The sequence below is a fragment of the Brooklawnia cerclae genome (assembly GCF_011758645.1).
GTDB lineage: Bacteria > Actinomycetota > Actinomycetes > Propionibacteriales > Propionibacteriaceae > Brooklawnia > Brooklawnia cerclae.
Map to the genome: position 1 here is coordinate 2888661 of NZ_JAAMOZ010000001.1, position 14309 is coordinate 2902969.

24 protein-coding genes and 1 tRNA gene are annotated in these 14309 nt (G+C 67.3%); 19 read left to right on the top strand and 6 right to left on the bottom strand.

The window, feature by feature from the left end; all coding sequences use genetic code 11:
- Window positions 1-20: 20 nt before the first annotated feature.
- Window positions 21-1208 carry a mannose-6-phosphate isomerase, class I gene (gene manA, locus FB473_RS13390; protein ID WP_167169665.1) on the top strand — a complete coding sequence of 396 codons (1188 nt, stop codon included), beginning with the start codon at window positions 21-23 and terminating at the stop codon, window positions 1206-1208.
- Window positions 1209-1222: 14 nt separating this feature from the next.
- On the opposite strand, the gene FB473_RS13395 is transcribed toward manA, so the two are convergent.
- The 6 genes from FB473_RS13395 to FB473_RS13420 form a co-directional block, all read right to left on the bottom strand.
- Window positions 1223-1993 (bottom strand): IclR family transcriptional regulator domain-containing protein, encoded by a 771-nt coding sequence (locus tag FB473_RS13395; protein ID WP_167168669.1) that lies wholly within the window; start codon window positions 1991-1993, stop codon window positions 1223-1225.
- Between the two features lie 290 nt (window positions 1994-2283).
- A tRNA-Thr gene (locus FB473_RS13400) sits at window positions 2284-2348 on the bottom strand.
- 40 nt (window positions 2349-2388) lie between these two features.
- Complete coding sequence (locus FB473_RS18060; protein ID WP_167168672.1) at window positions 2389-3465, bottom strand: tyrosine-type recombinase/integrase; 1077 nt, start codon at window positions 3463-3465, stop codon at window positions 2389-2391.
- 3 nt (window positions 3466-3468) lie between these two features.
- On the bottom strand, window positions 3469-3876 hold the full coding sequence (locus tag FB473_RS13410) for a hypothetical protein (protein ID WP_208390569.1): 408 nt from the start codon (window positions 3874-3876) through the stop codon (window positions 3469-3471).
- Between the two features lie 29 nt (window positions 3877-3905).
- A complete protein-coding gene (locus tag FB473_RS13415; protein WP_167163668.1) occupies window positions 3906-4373 on the bottom strand; it encodes a hypothetical protein in 468 nt (155 codons plus the stop codon).
- Between the two features lie 14 nt (window positions 4374-4387).
- Window positions 4388-5116: a helix-turn-helix domain-containing protein gene (locus FB473_RS13420; protein WP_167168675.1), complete on the bottom strand. Its 729-nt coding sequence runs from the start codon at window positions 5114-5116 to the stop codon at window positions 4388-4390.
- A 207-nt stretch (window positions 5117-5323) separates the two neighbouring features.
- Between FB473_RS13420 and FB473_RS13425 the strand changes: the two genes are divergently transcribed.
- The 18 genes from FB473_RS13425 (at window position 5324) to FB473_RS13510 (ending at window position 14257) form a co-directional block, all read left to right on the top strand.
- Window positions 5324-5575, top strand: a complete 252-nt coding sequence (locus tag FB473_RS13425) for a helix-turn-helix domain-containing protein (protein WP_167168678.1) — start codon at window positions 5324-5326, stop codon at window positions 5573-5575.
- Between the two features lie 131 nt (window positions 5576-5706).
- Window positions 5707-5949 carry a hypothetical protein gene (locus tag FB473_RS13430; protein ID WP_167168681.1) on the top strand — a complete coding sequence of 81 codons (243 nt, stop codon included), beginning with the start codon at window positions 5707-5709 and terminating at the stop codon, window positions 5947-5949.
- A gap of 83 nt (window positions 5950-6032) precedes the next feature.
- Entirely contained in the window at window positions 6033-6863 is an 831-nt protein-coding gene (locus FB473_RS13435; RefSeq protein WP_167168684.1) for a phage antirepressor KilAC domain-containing protein, read from the top strand.
- Window positions 6860-7057: a hypothetical protein gene (locus FB473_RS13440; protein ID WP_167168688.1), complete on the top strand. Its 198-nt coding sequence runs from the start codon at window positions 6860-6862 to the stop codon at window positions 7055-7057. The genes FB473_RS13435 and FB473_RS13440 overlap by 4 nt, the downstream gene beginning before the upstream one ends.
- Window positions 7054-7992, top strand: a complete 939-nt coding sequence (locus FB473_RS13445; protein ID WP_167168691.1) for a ParB/RepB/Spo0J family partition protein — start codon at window positions 7054-7056, stop codon at window positions 7990-7992. Before FB473_RS13440 ends, FB473_RS13445 begins: the two co-directional genes overlap by 4 nt.
- Window positions 7989-8510, top strand: coding sequence for a hypothetical protein (locus tag FB473_RS13450; protein ID WP_167168695.1), 522 nt, complete (start codon window positions 7989-7991; stop codon window positions 8508-8510). The genes FB473_RS13445 and FB473_RS13450 overlap by 4 nt, the downstream gene beginning before the upstream one ends.
- Window positions 8511-8607: 97 nt before the next feature.
- A complete protein-coding gene (locus FB473_RS13455; RefSeq protein WP_167168698.1) occupies window positions 8608-8835 on the top strand; it encodes a helix-turn-helix domain-containing protein in 228 nt (75 codons plus the stop codon).
- 21 nt (window positions 8836-8856) lie between these two features.
- Entirely contained in the window at window positions 8857-9195 is a 339-nt protein-coding gene (locus FB473_RS13460; RefSeq protein ID WP_167168702.1) for a hypothetical protein, read from the top strand.
- The gene (locus FB473_RS13465; protein WP_167168705.1) at window positions 9192-9500 is read left to right on the top strand and encodes a hypothetical protein; all 309 of its coding nucleotides are present in this window, start codon (window positions 9192-9194) and stop codon (window positions 9498-9500) included. Before FB473_RS13460 ends, FB473_RS13465 begins: the two co-directional genes overlap by 4 nt.
- On the top strand, window positions 9500-9754 hold the full coding sequence (locus FB473_RS13470) for a zinc finger-like domain-containing protein (RefSeq protein WP_167168708.1): 255 nt from the start codon (window positions 9500-9502) through the stop codon (window positions 9752-9754). The genes FB473_RS13465 and FB473_RS13470 overlap by 1 nt, the downstream gene beginning before the upstream one ends.
- Window positions 9754-10665, top strand: a complete 912-nt coding sequence (locus FB473_RS13475) for a YqaJ viral recombinase family nuclease (protein ID WP_167168710.1) — start codon at window positions 9754-9756, stop codon at window positions 10663-10665. The genes FB473_RS13470 and FB473_RS13475 overlap by 1 nt, the downstream gene beginning before the upstream one ends.
- On the top strand, window positions 10662-11567 hold the full coding sequence (locus FB473_RS13480) for a recombinase RecT (RefSeq protein WP_167168714.1): 906 nt from the start codon (window positions 10662-10664) through the stop codon (window positions 11565-11567). The genes FB473_RS13475 and FB473_RS13480 overlap by 4 nt, the downstream gene beginning before the upstream one ends.
- Window positions 11564-12313, top strand: coding sequence for an exonuclease domain-containing protein (locus FB473_RS13485; protein WP_167168718.1), 750 nt, complete (start codon window positions 11564-11566; stop codon window positions 12311-12313). Before FB473_RS13480 ends, FB473_RS13485 begins: the two co-directional genes overlap by 4 nt.
- On the top strand, window positions 12310-12495 hold the full coding sequence (locus tag FB473_RS13490) for a hypothetical protein (protein ID WP_167168720.1): 186 nt from the start codon (window positions 12310-12312) through the stop codon (window positions 12493-12495). Before FB473_RS13485 ends, FB473_RS13490 begins: the two co-directional genes overlap by 4 nt.
- A complete protein-coding gene (locus tag FB473_RS13495; protein WP_167168722.1) occupies window positions 12492-12746 on the top strand; it encodes a hypothetical protein in 255 nt (84 codons plus the stop codon). Before FB473_RS13490 ends, FB473_RS13495 begins: the two co-directional genes overlap by 4 nt.
- An 11-nt stretch (window positions 12747-12757) precedes the next feature.
- Complete coding sequence (locus tag FB473_RS13500; RefSeq protein ID WP_167168724.1) at window positions 12758-13021, top strand: hypothetical protein; 264 nt, start codon at window positions 12758-12760, stop codon at window positions 13019-13021.
- Window positions 13022-13166: 145 nt separating this feature from the next.
- Window positions 13167-13688, top strand: coding sequence for a hypothetical protein (locus FB473_RS17710; protein WP_208390570.1), 522 nt, complete (start codon window positions 13167-13169; stop codon window positions 13686-13688).
- An 89-nt stretch (window positions 13689-13777) separates the two neighbouring features.
- Window positions 13778-14257, top strand: coding sequence for a hypothetical protein (locus FB473_RS13510; RefSeq protein WP_167168726.1), 480 nt, complete (start codon window positions 13778-13780; stop codon window positions 14255-14257).
- Window positions 14258-14309: the final 52 nt, after the last annotated feature.

Sequence of the window (14309 nt, forward strand, 5' to 3'; positions counted from 1 at the left end):
CGGCCTACTGAGGAGGCATGATGCAACCCCTGACGGGTGCAGCGAAGCGCTACGACTGGGGATCTCCGAACGCGATCCCCGAGATCCTCGGCATCCCGTCCGACGGACGCCCGGTCGCGGAGTACTGGCTGGGCGCCCACCCGAGCGCTCCGGCGCTCGTCGGCGGCGTCCCCCTCGATCGGGCGATCGACGCCGATCCCGCCATGATCGGCTACTCGGCCCGTCACGAGTTCGACGGCCGGCTCCCGTTCCTTCTCAAGCTGCTGTCGGCCGCACGCCCGCTCAGCCTCCAGGCCCATCCGAACGACGCCCAGGCGGCCGAGGGGTTCGCGCGTGAGAACGCCGCCGACATCCCCCTGGATGCGCTCGACCGCACGTTCAAGGATCCCTGGGCCAAGCCCGAGATGCTCGTGGCCCTCACCGAGTTCGATGCGCTCGCGGGCTTCCGCGATCCCGCGGCGACGCTGGCGCTGTTCGACGGCCTGGGCCTGGAGGGACGCGCCGAAACCGTCATCGGCCCGCTTCGGCATCGCACCTGCCCGGCGGCGTTGGCCGAGGTCTTCCTCGACTGCCTCATCCTCGACGACAAGCGGCGCACCGTCCTGACAGACGTGGTCGTAGCCGCCGTCAACCATGTGAACGACCCCGGCGAGCTGGGCGAGTTCGCCCGCACCGCCGTCCTGCTGGACGAGCACTTCCCCGGTGATCCGAGCCTGCTCGCGGCACTGCTTCTGCACCGGCGGCGGCTTCGGCCGGGCGAGGCGCTGCACGTCGCCCCCGGCGTCATGCACGCGTACCTCGAGGGCACCGGGGTGGAGATCATGGCCACGTCCGACAACGTGCTGCGCGGCGGGCTCACGAGCAAGCACATCGACGCGTACTCGCTGGTCCAGGTGGTCGACTTCTCACCGGGGCCCATGCCCGTCCTCCAGCCGAGCCAGGAGGCCCCCGGCCTGTGGTTCTACGCGGCCGACGAGCGCGCGTTCGCACTGTGGCGGCTCGAACTCGTCCCCGGCCGCTCGATCGAGGCTCCGGCCGAGTCCTCGGGACGCATCGTCCTCGCCACCGACGGCGAGATCGGGCTGTCCACCGGATCGGACGGACTGGTGCTCCGGCGTGGGCAATCGGCGTTCGTCTCCGCCGGGGAGTCGGTCGTCGTCAGCGGGCAGGGACAGGCCTTCCTGGCCGCCACCGGCCTGGACGCGTAGCCCGCCCGGCGAACTCAGTCCTCGCCGGGGCGACCGAGGGTCAGCGCGGCCTCGCGGATCACCGGCATGACCCGCTCGATCTCCCCGCACGGCAACGAAGGCGTCGGCAGGCTGGCGGTGAGCGCCGCCACGACCTCCCCGGTGTGATCGTGGACGGGCACGCTCACGCACGACAACCCGCGCATCGACTCCTCGGACTCGGAGGCGTAGCCCGCTTTCCTCACCGCCATGAGGTGCTCGCGCAAACGCGCCGGATCGACCACCGTGTGGGGCGTGAGGCGTTCGAGCGGCTCGGCGAGCACCTCGTCCACGACGTCGTCCGTCTCCCAGGCGAGCAGCACCTTCCCACTGGCGCAGGCGTGCAACGGAAGCTGGTTGCCGACGCGGCAGGCGAGGCGCACGGGCCGGGGCGAGTCGACGAAGGCGATGTAGGTGACCCGGTCGTCGGTCCTCACCGCGAGCTGGATCGTCTCCTCAAGACGTTGGGACGCGTCCCGGGCGATGTCGAAGAAGTCGCGGACGAGGTCCCGCTGCTCGCCACCCTCGCCCAGCACCAGCCACCGGGGGGCCAGCCGGTAGGTCTTGTCGAGATCGCGGCGCATGATGACCTGCTCCTGGACCAGTTGCCCCAGGAGGCTGTGTGCACTCGACATCGGCATACCGAGGCGATCCGCCACAGCGGTCAGCGTCAGTCCCTGCGGTTCGGAGGCCACGAGGTCTATCGCGCGAACGGTGAGCGCTGCCGTCGACAGCCGCTCACCGCGTGATCGCTTGCTGCCGGTCACCGGACCAGCCCCTCCGCCCCCATGGGACCCACACCCCTCGACTTTGACCAGTGGAGATCCGCGCACCGACGACAGGCGCCCCATTGCGTCCGGCGCCTCGCTCAGGATTCACCGCGCTACCACCAGCAGAAACATGTTATGAGGGGTGCTGTTCGCTGTCAACGCGACACCGGGGAGGCCAGGCCGCGTCCCGCTGGGGCGAAGCGATTCGCACCATCGGAATCTGATCCCTTTTCGCTTCCTTGCCCCTCGACCGGTGCGAACCGGCCTCGATGGCCGGACTCCCGAGGAGCCCCCGGAGGGAGTCGAACCCTCGACCCTTCGCTTACAAGGCGTATGGACGGACTAGTCAGGCGGCACGTGTCAAGAATCGGTAAACGCTGCTCGCCAGGCACCTAGCCGTCACCGCCACCGATCAGCCCGTCCATCCGCGTGGCCACATCATCGAGACCAGCGTCCCAGAGGTGGCCGTAGGTGTCGAGCGTCAGCTTCGCGGTGGCATGCCCGAGCATCCGCTGCACCGCCTTCACGTCCGCCCCCGACCGGATCGCCAGGCTCGCCGCCGTGTGCCTCAGGACGTGCGGAGTGATGTCCGGCCTGCCGATCCTCTTCGCCGCCTTGTCGAACACCCTCGGGCGCCAGTTGTGCGGATCAATCCGCTTCCCTGCCGGAGACAGGAACAGCGGCTCGCTCCGGTCGCGGCCCTTGAGGGCGAGCCTGCCCAGCACGGACTCCGGGATCGGGACCTCGCGGGGCTCGCCGTCCTTGGCCTTGCGCACCATCAGACGCCGGCGCCTCACATCCACGTCGCCGACATCCAGCGCACACGCCTCGCCGATCCTGATGCCGCACGTGCCGAGCGCCCAGACCATCGCCTCATCGCGCTTTCCCGCCGCCGCAGCCAGCCCCGCCAGCTCGGCCGGGGTCAGCGTCTCCACCGCACGCCTCGCCTGCCGCCCCGCAGACACCTTCCGGCACGGGTTCGCATCGATCGCTCCGAGATCGATAGCTATCTCCAGAGCCCCTGAGAGCGCCTGTAGCGCCTTCGCGCGCGTCGACCCCGCAGCAGGACGCACCGGCTGCGGCTGCCCGTCCTCGGGGCGTTTCGACAGGTCCAGCGAGGTCATGGAGCCGATCCACTCCTGGACGTCCGTGCGCGTCACGTCCGCGGCCAGGACGCTCCCCCAGTGCTCCCGCGCCTGACGTGCGGCAGCCGAACACGCCTTGAAGCCATTCGGCGACAGGGCGCGCTTCCCGGCCAGCCAGCGATCGAGCATGTCCCCGACCGTCACCGTCGACTTCGGCGTCGGCGGACCGGCAGCGATCCGCTGAGCATTGATCCGCTCGGCCTCCTTGGAGGTGCGATGCGACGACGTCGGATAGCCCTCGACGCGGACCCGATAGCGCAGACCCCGGCCGTTGCGCTTGGTCGGAGTCCCGTCCCTGCGGACCCACAGGTCGTCGATGGCCACAACTCACCCCAGACGGTGATGGAGATAGTCGAGCTCCACGGGATCGAGATGCTCCAGCCGGACGCGCAGAGTATCCCCGTCGACCCACAGCTCGTCAGCAGCCTCGTCGAGACTGTGCGCCCACGCCAGAGCCTCACCGAGATCGTGGACGTCGATCAGGCGCCGGGCTGTCTCCTGCTCGACCGCCGACTCCTCACGGGCGACCAACACTGGGTCCGATGGGATCGGCCCACGCTCGATATGGACAGTCTCGTGACAGATCGTCACCCGCCGCTCCACCTGGAGCAGATGATCGTCCAGGACGACGCACCGGGCGTCCCAGTCGGTGTAGCCCCGCAGATCCCCCGGGAGCGGCGCCCACCTCAGTGTCCACGCGGACTCCCCCCGGAATCCGCGCCACGGATGATGCATGACAGCAGTCTGGACTAGGGGTGCGACAGTCAGCCCAGAGTGAGGTCGACGTGGGTGATATCGCCCCACGTCTCCCGCTCGAAGTTCACCACGCCGCGAGACCCGACCTCGATGCCATAGATGTCGTCGCCGGTGACCGGGACGACCGCACTGATCATGAACTCGCACGCGTCGGTCCCCTGGAGCTGCGGGTAGTTGTCGCGGGCCGTCCCGGAGCTGAGATCGCCGATGGCGATGACCTTGCCGGACGCATCGCTCACCTTCACCTGGGTACCCTCGCCGATGTCGGAGTATCCGTCGTATCCCGTGCACGAGTCGCCGTCCGAGGCGTAGATCGCTGCCTGGTCGATGGTCAGATAGCCGAGCACAGAGAACTCCTCCGGCGTTGGTGTCGGCGTGGGGGTCGGGGTGTCGCTCACTCCCGACCCGCCACCTCCACATCCGGCCAGCAGCAGCGCCAGAGCGGCGATCGGCACGGCGACGGCAGAGTGTTTCACGGCTTCCCCCTCGGTCAGGCGGGGTCAGTTGCCCCCGGGTCCTGGTTCTCCTCACCGGCGGCATCCTGGGCGCTGGTGATCCTGCTCTTCATTTTGCTCCCCCTGTGAGCGGCCTGTGAGGCGGGGCGCATGCGATATTGACCGGACGACTGGCGCAGCGGGGTGGGGCGGGGCGCGGATCCACGCTCCCGCTCGGCGCGTCTCTGGTAGATCAGCGCGTCGAGCCGCCGGCACAGGAGTTCGTAGTTGCTGGCATCCTCCGGACCCCAGCCGCGTTCGTCGGCGAGCCAGTTCAGAGCGGTCCACTCCTCGCCGATGTCCTGCCCCTCCCTGTCGTCCGCGTCCAGCGTTCTCAGGAACTCAAGTCTTTCCCGCTCCCGGGCAAGTTCGCGCCCGGCGGGTTCCTCCAGTTCCTCCACTCGCCGGCGCAGGCGGGCCACGCGATAGGTCAGCTCGGTCAGGAGCTGATCGTCGGTCAACTTCGAGGCCTCCGTCCGCTCCGGCCCGTCGTCCGGGGCGGGCAGCACTTCTTCTCCAAAGGCCGCGAGCGTGCCAGGGGTCAGACTCAAAGCGTCCTCGATCTTCGTCAGGGTTGACGAACGGGGCCAGCGAGACCCGTTGAGGAATGTTCCCAGCGTCGTCTGGTCGACCCCGGCGCGTTCGGCGAAGGCCTGCTGCGTCTCGCCAGCCATCGCACGCCGCACGGCTAGGCGTGCGGCCCTCTTCCCGGCCTCTGTTGGCATGTCCCTGTTCTTCCATGGCTCGATGGTCTGACGTGCCCGAAAGAAACATCAAGCGGGCACAACCGAAGTCTAGGGAACGAAACGCTGGAATACACGCGTGTAGTTACAGCGAAGTTCTTCCATCTGACTAGCAAGTTCATAATCAGTTGGCCATGTTTCCCGGTTACCTCTTGACTAGTTCCCTGATGTTCACATATAGTTCCTGACATGACGAACTTCGCACCAAGTAGCCAGGAACTCGATCCTGAGCTTGCACGCATCGGCGCCACCATCCGCCAGATGCGGGAGATGCGGGGCATGACTCAAGAGCAGCTGTCGCACGCGGCCCTGCTGTCGCGCTCCTACATCACCAACATCGAGGTCGGGCGCAAGAAGCCCGGCCAGAAGGCGATCGCCCGCATCGCCCAAGCCCTCTGCGTGCCGCAGATCTCCATCATCCGGCCAGAGGCCGACGAATGAGCGTCCGAGCCCCCGAGCGGGGGCGCACAACCCAGGCCCAGAGTCACGGGCCCCGGGACGGCCAGCCGGACAAGTTGAGCCCCGAAGCATCGGAAGAGCTCTGCCCCGACGAACTAGCCCTCATCGAAGCGATGCGAGCAGTGGGCAAGTACTTGTCGCCCCGCAAGGCCCACGCCATCTACCTCAAGACGGTGGCCGCGATCCCCGAGCGCGAGGAGTTCGTACCCCACCTCACCCGGATCGTCGGCGACTCGTCGGCGAACGTCGACCCGACCGGTGACTTGATCGCCAGCCAGATCGATTCCACCGGGCACGCGACCGCCAGTATCCGCAGCACGTGGAACGCCACCGAGCGGCCGACCAACCGGGTCTGAACGCCCCCGCAACGCAAACGACGCCCACCCGATGCAACCGGGTGGGCGTCTTCGTCTTCATCGACCAACAAGGAGCATATCAAATGACCCTCATCCAAGTCGGTCAGCCGACCGCACAATCACCCTTCGATTCGATCCGGCAGACCAGGCCTGACGGCAGCGAGTACTGGTCCGCGCGAGACCTCATGGTTGCCACCGGTTACGACAAGTGGCAGAACTTCGAAGTAGCCATCGAGCGTGCCAAGATCGCCGCGACGAACCAGGGGCACGAAGCCGATCACGAGTTTACTGAAGCCAGTAAGATCGGCGCGACAAGGGGAATCGCAGTAGGTCCAAGCACGGTCAGGGATTACCACCTGACACGCTTCGCCGCCTACCTCGTCTTCATGAATGGCGACCCCCGCAAGCCCGAGATCGCCGCCGCGCAGGCGTACTTCGCGGTGCGCACCCGCGAGGCCGAGCTCGCCGAGCAGACGCGCGCGCTCCCGCAGTCGTACGCCGAGGCTCTCCGGGAGCTCGCGTCCGAGGTTGAGGCGCACGAGGTCACCAAGGCGCGTGTGGCCGTTCTCGAACCGCCAGCCCGCGCGTGGCAGTTCCTGGCCGACGCGCGAGGCGACTACTCGGTCGCGGATGCCGCCAAGATCCTCAACCGCGATCCGGCCATCAGCACCGGGCCCGTCCTGCTGTTCAAGTGGATGGGCAAGCACGGCTGGGCATACCGCCGCGAGAGCGTGTGGCATCCGATGCAGGACAAGGTCAACGCCGGGCTGCTCGCCACCAAGGCGCAGAAGCCCTACTGGGACACCGCGACTGAGAAGCTCGTCGTCCCGCCACCGCAGATGCGCGTGACGCCGAAGGGGCTTCAGAAGCTCTATGTCGCCCTCGGCGGTATCGACGGAAAGGCATCGGCATGACGACGCCAACCACGCCCGACTGGAACGTCGCCATCGTTGACGGCCAGCCGGAGGTCGTCATCAACCTGCCCGCCGTCGCAGCGCTAGTCAAGACCGCACCCATCGGGCAGGCCGAGGCGATGCGCAGGCTCAGGTCCTTCCTGCCGCCAGAGTCCTACGCCGAAATCAAAAGGCTCGTCGGAGGTGAGGAATGAGCGCAATCACGGGCGTCCATCCATATGCCGACAAGTTCCCGATGCTGCCCGAAGCGGAGCTCGCCGAACTCTCCGACTCCATCCACGAGAACGGGCTACGGCAACCGGTGGTCGTCACTCCCGACGGCCTGATCCTCGACGGCCGCAACCGCGCCAAGGCGTGCGAGATGGCTGGGATTGAGCCCACCACTGTCGAGTACGGCGGCGACGATCTCGCCGAGTACGTCATCGACTGCAACGTGACCCGGCGCAACATGTCCACCGGGGCCCGGGCCATGGCGACCGCGCTGGTGTTGGACGCGGACGGGCGCCGGAAGGATGGCAAGTGGGACGGAGCTAAGGGGCGCGGAATCATTCGTGGAAGTTCTTCCACGAATAGTGAATCGTCGTGGGTCAAAGCGATTACTCAATGCGGCGTCGTCATTGATTGGGCATCGGATGTAGTCGAACAGGTCGCATCGGGCGCCCTCCCCCTCGACCGCGCCTACGAACTCGCCAAGGAACGCCGCGACGCCGTGGACGCCGAGCACCGCGCCAAGGCGATCGAGGCGCAGCGCAAACGTGAGGCGACCATCCGGGAGAAGGAAGCCAACGACCGGATGCTCGGCACGCTCACCAAGGAGCGAAGCAAGTACCTCGAACAGGTCGAGTCCGGCGGCATGTCCATCAAGGCGGCACACGCCGCCCACCTCGCCGATACCGAGAAGCAGCGCAAACGCCAGCGCGAGATCGAGATGGGCTGGCGCGACACATGCACGCACATCGCCGAAGCGATCTTCAAGCTCCAGGACGGCGCCGACTACGGCGCGATCTTCCTGCGCGAGTTCTACCCGCACGAGGCCGACTTCGTGCCCCAGCCCCTGCGCCTGACCCGCTCCCGGATACAAGGCGCGATCGACTTCCTCACCACTATCCAGAAGGGCGTGACCAAATGAAACTCTCCACCCAGGACGGCGCCGACTTCATCACCTTCCGCTACGACGAGATCGTCCGGGAGGCCGGAACCCAGGTGCGGCTCGACGACGTGCGGCAGGCGCTCATCCCCGAGGTTGCCGCCATGCTCGCCGACACGCCCCGGGATGTTGATCGCGAAGCCGCCCACCTCGTGCAGAACGTGCTCCAGGGCGTGCGCCGCAAGCGTGCGAACAACCTGCGCAAGGATCTCGAATGGGTCATCGACTCGTGGACGACAACCCCCGAACTGGTACCGGCCGGGGTTGAAGCGCTGCTCGGCCACAGCTACCCGCTGGGCACACAGAGCGGAGATGACAAGACGCTCGGCCTGTGGACCTCCGACGACCTGCGCGAGTCGGCACTGAACCGCTACCGCGAGGCGGGCGATGTGATGAGCGCCGCCAGCGAGTACGACGTCATCGCGAGCGACGCCATCCAGAAGATGCGCCGCGTCGGTGCCGGATATCTCAACGCGGTTCAGCCGGGACTCCTCGCATGACCCCCCTCGAACGCCTCGTCTACGACATCGGCTGGCGGCTCCAGCACTGGGCGGGCCTGCGCGTCGAACGCCGCAAGCACGCACACGGGAGGGCCTGATGCCCACCCCGTTGGAGTTCGCCGGCAACGCCGCGGGCTACCTGACCCCGCGCGAGGCGACCGCCTATATGCCGCGCCACGAGAAGACGATCCGCGACATGTGCGCGGGCCGCGAGATCACCTGCCTGCGCCTCGGAAGCGACAAGAAGGCCCGCTACTACATCCACCGCTCGGTCATCCGGGCATGGCTCGACGCCCACACCGACCGAGCCCTCACCAGCCACTGACCACACAGAAGGGACCCTCACATGTCCACTGTCATCGACCCGAAGGCTCTGTTCGCCAGCGCCGTCACCGACACCGCCGCCAAGACCATCCACTCCCTTGCCGAGCGCGCCGACCAGTTGATGGCCGAGCGCGACCATCTCAACGACCAGCTCACCCGCATCGCCGACGAGGTCGCACTCGCTGTCCGCAACCCCGACAGGCTTGACCCGTCCGACGCACGCCTCGTCGCCTTCGAGATGATCCGCCAGATCGTCGTCGAGGAGGGGCCGGAGTCCAAGCGGGCTGTCGGCCCGTACGTTCAGAGTCTTCCCGACCCGATCGTCATCCCCGCCCGCCGCGCATCCAAGGAGGAGCGATGAGCACCGAGACGCTGCCGGGCATGCTGACCGCCCAAATCAGCTTCCGCCTGCACGGCGGAGAGTGTGACGGCTCGATCCTGTTCGTCGAGGCCGACTCCGGCGAGATCGGGTGGTGGGTATCCCCGCCACCTGGTCTGCCCAAGGACGAGCATGGCGAGTGGTACGACCGCTGGCAGGGAACGCTCGACGACCTGCCGGACGACTGGCCGCGACCGGCCGAAGCACAGCTGTCGTGGCTCCGCGCTGCACTACTGCTCCAAGCCGGGGAGGACCACCACCTGATCCCCACCCACGGGGGCGCATGATGCCCGGCTACACCACCGAGGACCGCGCGTTCGCCGACGCATGGGAGGACATCTCCGACCGCGCACGCGAGGCCGAGCACGTGGCGCTCCTCAACGACATCGCCACGGAGGCCGAGCGTCTCCACCGCCAGACATGCCCGGTCTGCCACGGCACCGGGAGAGTCCTCATCGAGACCAACGACGGCGGCATGTGGTACGACCCCTGCCCCGTCCTGGAGGACGAGGTGACCGCGGCAGGAAGGAGGGTCCGGTGATGGATGGGCCTGAACGCATCGAGTCCCACACTCCAGGATCACCGCAGTGGCACTCCCAGCGCACCGCCCGACTCGGAGGATCCGAGATCGCCGCAGTGCTCGGCCTATCGCCATTCGAGTCCCGATTCTCCCTGTGGCACCGCAAGGCCGGGATCATCGACGCCGCCGAGGACAGCCCGGAGATGGAATGGGGCAGGAGGCTGGAAGACGCCATCAGGCAGCGATGGGCCGAAGACCACCACACGTCTCGGATGGTCACCGGAGCCACCTACCTCCTCGACGGCTGGAAGATCGCCTCACCGGACGGGCTCGCCTACCGCGACGGGTCTGACACCCCCGCACTCGTCGAGGTCAAACACCCGATGCGTGGCGATGAGTGGGGCGAGACCGGATCCGACCAGGTGCCGGTCTACTACCTCACACAGGCCCGCTGGTACATGCACGTGCTCGGCCTGCCAGCCTGCCACTTCGCCGTCCTCATCGGCGCCTGCGACTACCGCGAATACACGGTCTTCCAGGATGAGGAAGACGTGGCGCTCATGGTCCGCGAAGGCCGCGCCTTCCTCGACTCGATCGCCGAGGGAAGGCGTCCGGTCATCGACGGATCAGACGAGACCTACCAGGCCGTCCGGCAGCTCCATCCAGACATCGACGGGAGCCGCATCGAGATCCCGCCATCAATAGGGCGCGATCTGCTCGCCGCAGACGCCAACGCAAAAAGGGCAGACGCCGAACGCCGCCGCCTCATCTCAACCGTCCTCGACCTCATGGGAAAAGCGAAGCACGCCGACATCGACGGCACCCGCATCGCCTACCGGACCGCCCGGGCAACCAAGGACGGCGAGCCCGGCACGCCATTCCTCCTCCTCGATCGCAAAGCAACCCTCACACACCACGGAGACGCAGCATGACAACCATCGGCAACGCCGTCGCCACCCGCTCAGAGAAGCAGTCAGCGACAGCCCTTATCACGCAATACAAGCAGGATTTCGCCCAAGTCCTGCCCTCCCATATCAACGCCGACACGTGGGTCCGTGTCGCCCAGGGGGCACTCAAGAAGGGACGCCGCGACCGGGATTCTGGAATGTTCGAGCTGGAAGTCGCGGCCCTCAACAACCCCGGCGCGTTCCTGTCCAGCCTGCTGGACGCCTCACGCCTCGGCCTGGAACCCGGCACGGAGGAGTACTACCTGACACCCCGGAAAGTGAAGGGACGCCTGGAGATCCTCGGGATCGTCGGCTACCAAGGACTCATCGAGCTGATCTACCGGGCGGGTGCGGTATCCAGCGTGGTTGCCGAAGTCGTCTACAGCGACGACACGTTCAGCTACCAGCCGGGCCGTGACGAGCGACCCGTCCACATCATCGACTGGGACGCCGAGGACCGCGGCACGCTACGCCTCGTCTACGCCTACGCCGTCATGAAGGACGGCGCCACCAGCAAGGTGGTCGTCCTCAACAGGCACGACATCTCACACATCAAGTCCTCGTCGCAGGGGGCCAACTCGGAATACTCGCCGTGGCAGACCAACCCTGCCGCGATGTGGCTCAAGTCGGCGGTCCGGCAGCTCGCAAAGTGGGTCCCCACCTCAGCCGAGTATCGCCGCGAGCAGCTCCGCGCCGCCCAGGATGTCATCGCTGAGAACGCTGGCCGGACAGCGCCGACGCGGCTGGAGCAGCAGGCGGCGCCGCACGAGACAGCCGAAGGCGAGTACGTCGACGAGGTCACCGGAGAGGTCTTCACCTCAAAACCCGTCGACGCCGAAGTTGTCGAACCGAGCGGCGGAGCGATGTTCCCGCAGGAGTCCCGATGACCTGGACAGGCTGGCGCGACTCCCCCATCGCGGGATTCGACACCGAGACCGACTCGGCGGACCCGGAGGACGCGCACATCATCACCGCCACCGTCGGAATCGCCGAGGGCAGGCGGTGGCAGACGACGAGCTGGATACTCAAGCCCGAACGCCCGATCCCCGAGCAAGCCTCACGCATCCACGGCGTCACCACCGAGCGGGCCACCCAGGAGGGCCAGGACCGCGCCGAGGCCATCGCCGAGATAGCCGGGCACATCAACGCGGCCTGGCTCGCCGGGGCCTCCCTCGTCGCCTTCAACGCATCCTTCGATATCACGATCCTGGACCGCGAACTCCGGCGGCTGGGGCTCGAACCGCTCAAGGTCGACGGGATGGTCATCGATCCGTTCGTCATCGACAAGGGCATCGATCCGTTCAGGCGAGGCTCCCGCAAGCTCGCCGACGTGTGCCGCCACTACGACATCCTGCTGGACAACGCCCACGACGCCGGAGCCGACGCACACGCCGCCGCCCGCCTCGCCTGGAAGCTCGCGCCCAACCTCCCGGTCGTGCCCGGCGACCAAGCCGCATCGGCTGACCTCGGCCTCGACCGTCAGCGGGAATGGCACCAGCAGCAGAAGCTCAGCCTCGCCAAGTACTTCCGCACCAAGAAGGGCGACGAGCAGACCGCCGCGAACATCGAGGCCGAAGCCGAAGCCGGATGGCCACTGCGGACGTGGAGCGCACAGGAAGGACTTGTCGCATGACCCCACCCGATCCCCGCCCCCATCGCCCCGCACCCATCCCGGTGCGGGGCTTCTTGTTTCTGTCCGCCCTCCCCATCCTCGCCGCCACCCTCGGCCTGCACGGCCTGACCGTGGCCGCCTGCGCCGCTCTCATCATCGCCGTCACCCTGCACGGGCTGGCGGCAGGAAAGGAGCGGTCATGATCCCCGGCCAGACCATCACTGTGACCGCCGACGTCGACGTCAGGCTCGACGACATCGTCGACCAGATCGACATCGAGGACCTCGTGGACGTCGTCGCCGACCGCTGCGACGCGACCATCATGACCGCCGCGACAACTACCGCCCTGCGCTCAGCCGTCCGCGCCGAGCACGACACCCACGCTCCGGTGCCCGGCCCGATGTGGATGTGCTCACATCCGCTGTGCCGGGCATGGAGCGAGATCGAAAGATGAAAGGACAAGCAATGAGCGAGAACTACACCGTCCCGCCCGTCACCACAACCGTCCAGCGCATCGTGGACGCCCTGATCAGCGACACCCGGCACATGGCCCCGCTGGCAGCGTCCGAGCACTACCAGGTCGCCGCCGATGTGGCTGCGGTCAGCCGGGCGCGTGCCCGGGCCGCCGAAGCCAGGGCCAGCGCGGCAGCCGAGGCGGCTCGTGCGCGTGCAGCCTTGGCAACAGACGGACGCCGGAAACAACCACTTCAGAAGGGATCATACCAGTGAGAATCACCGTCACAACACAAGCCGAACTCGACGCCGCGATCGCCGCCCACCAGCACGACGCCGACATCGCCATCCTCATCACATCTGGTGGGTCGGCCCGGACCTGTGCTCCAGATGCGCAGTCGCCATCCCAGGCAGGTGCCCGATGAACGCACCGGCAAGCTTCCGCAAGAAGCCCGTCGCGATCGAAGCCATGCAGTTGATCGGCTCGAACGCCGACATCCACGCCGTCTACCAATGGGTCGAGGCGAACACGCTCGGCTCGTTCGACGTGCTGGACGTCATCGAGGGCCGCACGCCGCTGCCCGCCAGCGGTATCAGCATCGACCCGCGAGATGGACGCTTCGTCATCTCGACGCTGGAAGGACTGCACTGGGCCGACTACGGCGACTGGATCATCCGGGGCGTGGCAGGCGAGTTCTATCCCTGCAAGCCAGACATCTTCTTGGCCACCTATGAGCCTGTCGAAATCTCGGGCCAGCATGACGATCTGGTGCTGGAGTCCGTCGCCAAGGCGCTGTTCGCCATTGAGGAGCCCCACCGGAACGCGTTCCGGTGGGACAGGCCGAACCCACTCGATCCTGCCGGACCTCTCGCGTGGCACGACTACTGGCTGGACGCCGCCCGCGTCGCCCTGACAGCTGCCCACGAGGCGGGTGTGCGATGAGCGCCGCTGACCGTCTCGCTGAGATTGAGGCCCGCGTCGCGGCTGGCGTGCAGGACGACACCGACATCGCCGCCCTGGAGGGCGACTGAATGCCCGTCTATCAGTACGCGAAGACCGCCGACCCCGCCACTATCGAGGCGATCAGGTCCGAAACCCGCACCTATCACGCGTTCGTGGACCAGTGCAACGAATTCGTTGGCCGGGTGGGCGGGACGAACGGGTTGATCCGCCGCACGTCGTGGAGTGTCCGACTCGGCGGAGTCGAGTTCCCGGCCAAGCCCGATGGGTGGCGCAACGGCTTCAAGAAGGGGGTCTACGTCCCGCGCAGGGACAACCCGCTCTGCGTCGAGTGGGATCGCCTCTGGTTCTCCAGGCCGGAGATCCCCAGCGCTCCGCATCTCGTCGAGACCACCGGTTACTGGCTCTTCCCGCACATCTTCGTCTCTGGCGGCCTCGGCTGGTTCGTCATGGGACGCCCGAGCGATGACGAGGCGACCCGGCTGGGTGGGCAGTGGACCGAGTGTCTGCCGTCCGAGGCGCTGGCGGCCGAGAAGAACGCGGAGGTGTGACGTGCCCACCCCCGACCCCGCGCAGGCATGCCCGGCGCTGCACCAGCTCAAC

Excerpts from the sequence above, each read along its gene's own strand:
- manA (WP_167169665.1), top strand. The coding sequence starts at position 21 with ATGCAACCCCTGACGGGTGCAGCGAAGCGCTACGACTGGGGATCTCCG.
- FB473_RS13410 (WP_208390569.1), bottom strand. The coding sequence starts at position 3,876 with ATGCATCATCCGTGGCGCGGATTCCGGGGGGAGTCCGCGTGGACACTG.
- FB473_RS13420 (WP_167168675.1), bottom strand. The coding sequence starts at position 5,116 with ATGCCAACAGAGGCCGGGAAGAGGGCCGCACGCCTAGCCGTGCGGCGT.
- FB473_RS13425 (WP_167168678.1), top strand. The coding sequence starts at position 5,324 with ATGACGAACTTCGCACCAAGTAGCCAGGAACTCGATCCTGAGCTTGCA.
- FB473_RS13430 (WP_167168681.1), top strand. The coding sequence starts at position 5,707 with ATGCGAGCAGTGGGCAAGTACTTGTCGCCCCGCAAGGCCCACGCCATC.
- FB473_RS13435 (WP_167168684.1), top strand. The coding sequence starts at position 6,033 with ATGACCCTCATCCAAGTCGGTCAGCCGACCGCACAATCACCCTTCGAT.
- FB473_RS13440 (WP_167168688.1), top strand. The coding sequence starts at position 6,860 with ATGACGACGCCAACCACGCCCGACTGGAACGTCGCCATCGTTGACGGC.
- FB473_RS13445 (WP_167168691.1), top strand. The coding sequence starts at position 7,054 with ATGAGCGCAATCACGGGCGTCCATCCATATGCCGACAAGTTCCCGATG.
- FB473_RS13450 (WP_167168695.1), top strand. The coding sequence starts at position 7,989 with ATGAAACTCTCCACCCAGGACGGCGCCGACTTCATCACCTTCCGCTAC.
- FB473_RS13455 (WP_167168698.1), top strand. The coding sequence starts at position 8,608 with ATGCCCACCCCGTTGGAGTTCGCCGGCAACGCCGCGGGCTACCTGACC.
- FB473_RS13460 (WP_167168702.1), top strand. The coding sequence starts at position 8,857 with ATGTCCACTGTCATCGACCCGAAGGCTCTGTTCGCCAGCGCCGTCACC.
- FB473_RS13465 (WP_167168705.1), top strand. The coding sequence starts at position 9,192 with ATGAGCACCGAGACGCTGCCGGGCATGCTGACCGCCCAAATCAGCTTC.
- FB473_RS13470 (WP_167168708.1), top strand. The coding sequence starts at position 9,500 with ATGCCCGGCTACACCACCGAGGACCGCGCGTTCGCCGACGCATGGGAG.
- FB473_RS13475 (WP_167168710.1), top strand. The coding sequence starts at position 9,754 with ATGGATGGGCCTGAACGCATCGAGTCCCACACTCCAGGATCACCGCAG.
- FB473_RS13480 (WP_167168714.1), top strand. The coding sequence starts at position 10,662 with ATGACAACCATCGGCAACGCCGTCGCCACCCGCTCAGAGAAGCAGTCA.
- FB473_RS13485 (WP_167168718.1), top strand. The coding sequence starts at position 11,564 with ATGACCTGGACAGGCTGGCGCGACTCCCCCATCGCGGGATTCGACACC.
- FB473_RS13490 (WP_167168720.1), top strand. The coding sequence starts at position 12,310 with ATGACCCCACCCGATCCCCGCCCCCATCGCCCCGCACCCATCCCGGTG.
- FB473_RS13495 (WP_167168722.1), top strand. The coding sequence starts at position 12,492 with ATGATCCCCGGCCAGACCATCACTGTGACCGCCGACGTCGACGTCAGG.
- FB473_RS13500 (WP_167168724.1), top strand. The coding sequence starts at position 12,758 with ATGAGCGAGAACTACACCGTCCCGCCCGTCACCACAACCGTCCAGCGC.
- FB473_RS17710 (WP_208390570.1), top strand. The coding sequence starts at position 13,167 with ATGAACGCACCGGCAAGCTTCCGCAAGAAGCCCGTCGCGATCGAAGCC.
- FB473_RS13510 (WP_167168726.1), top strand. The coding sequence starts at position 13,778 with ATGCCCGTCTATCAGTACGCGAAGACCGCCGACCCCGCCACTATCGAG.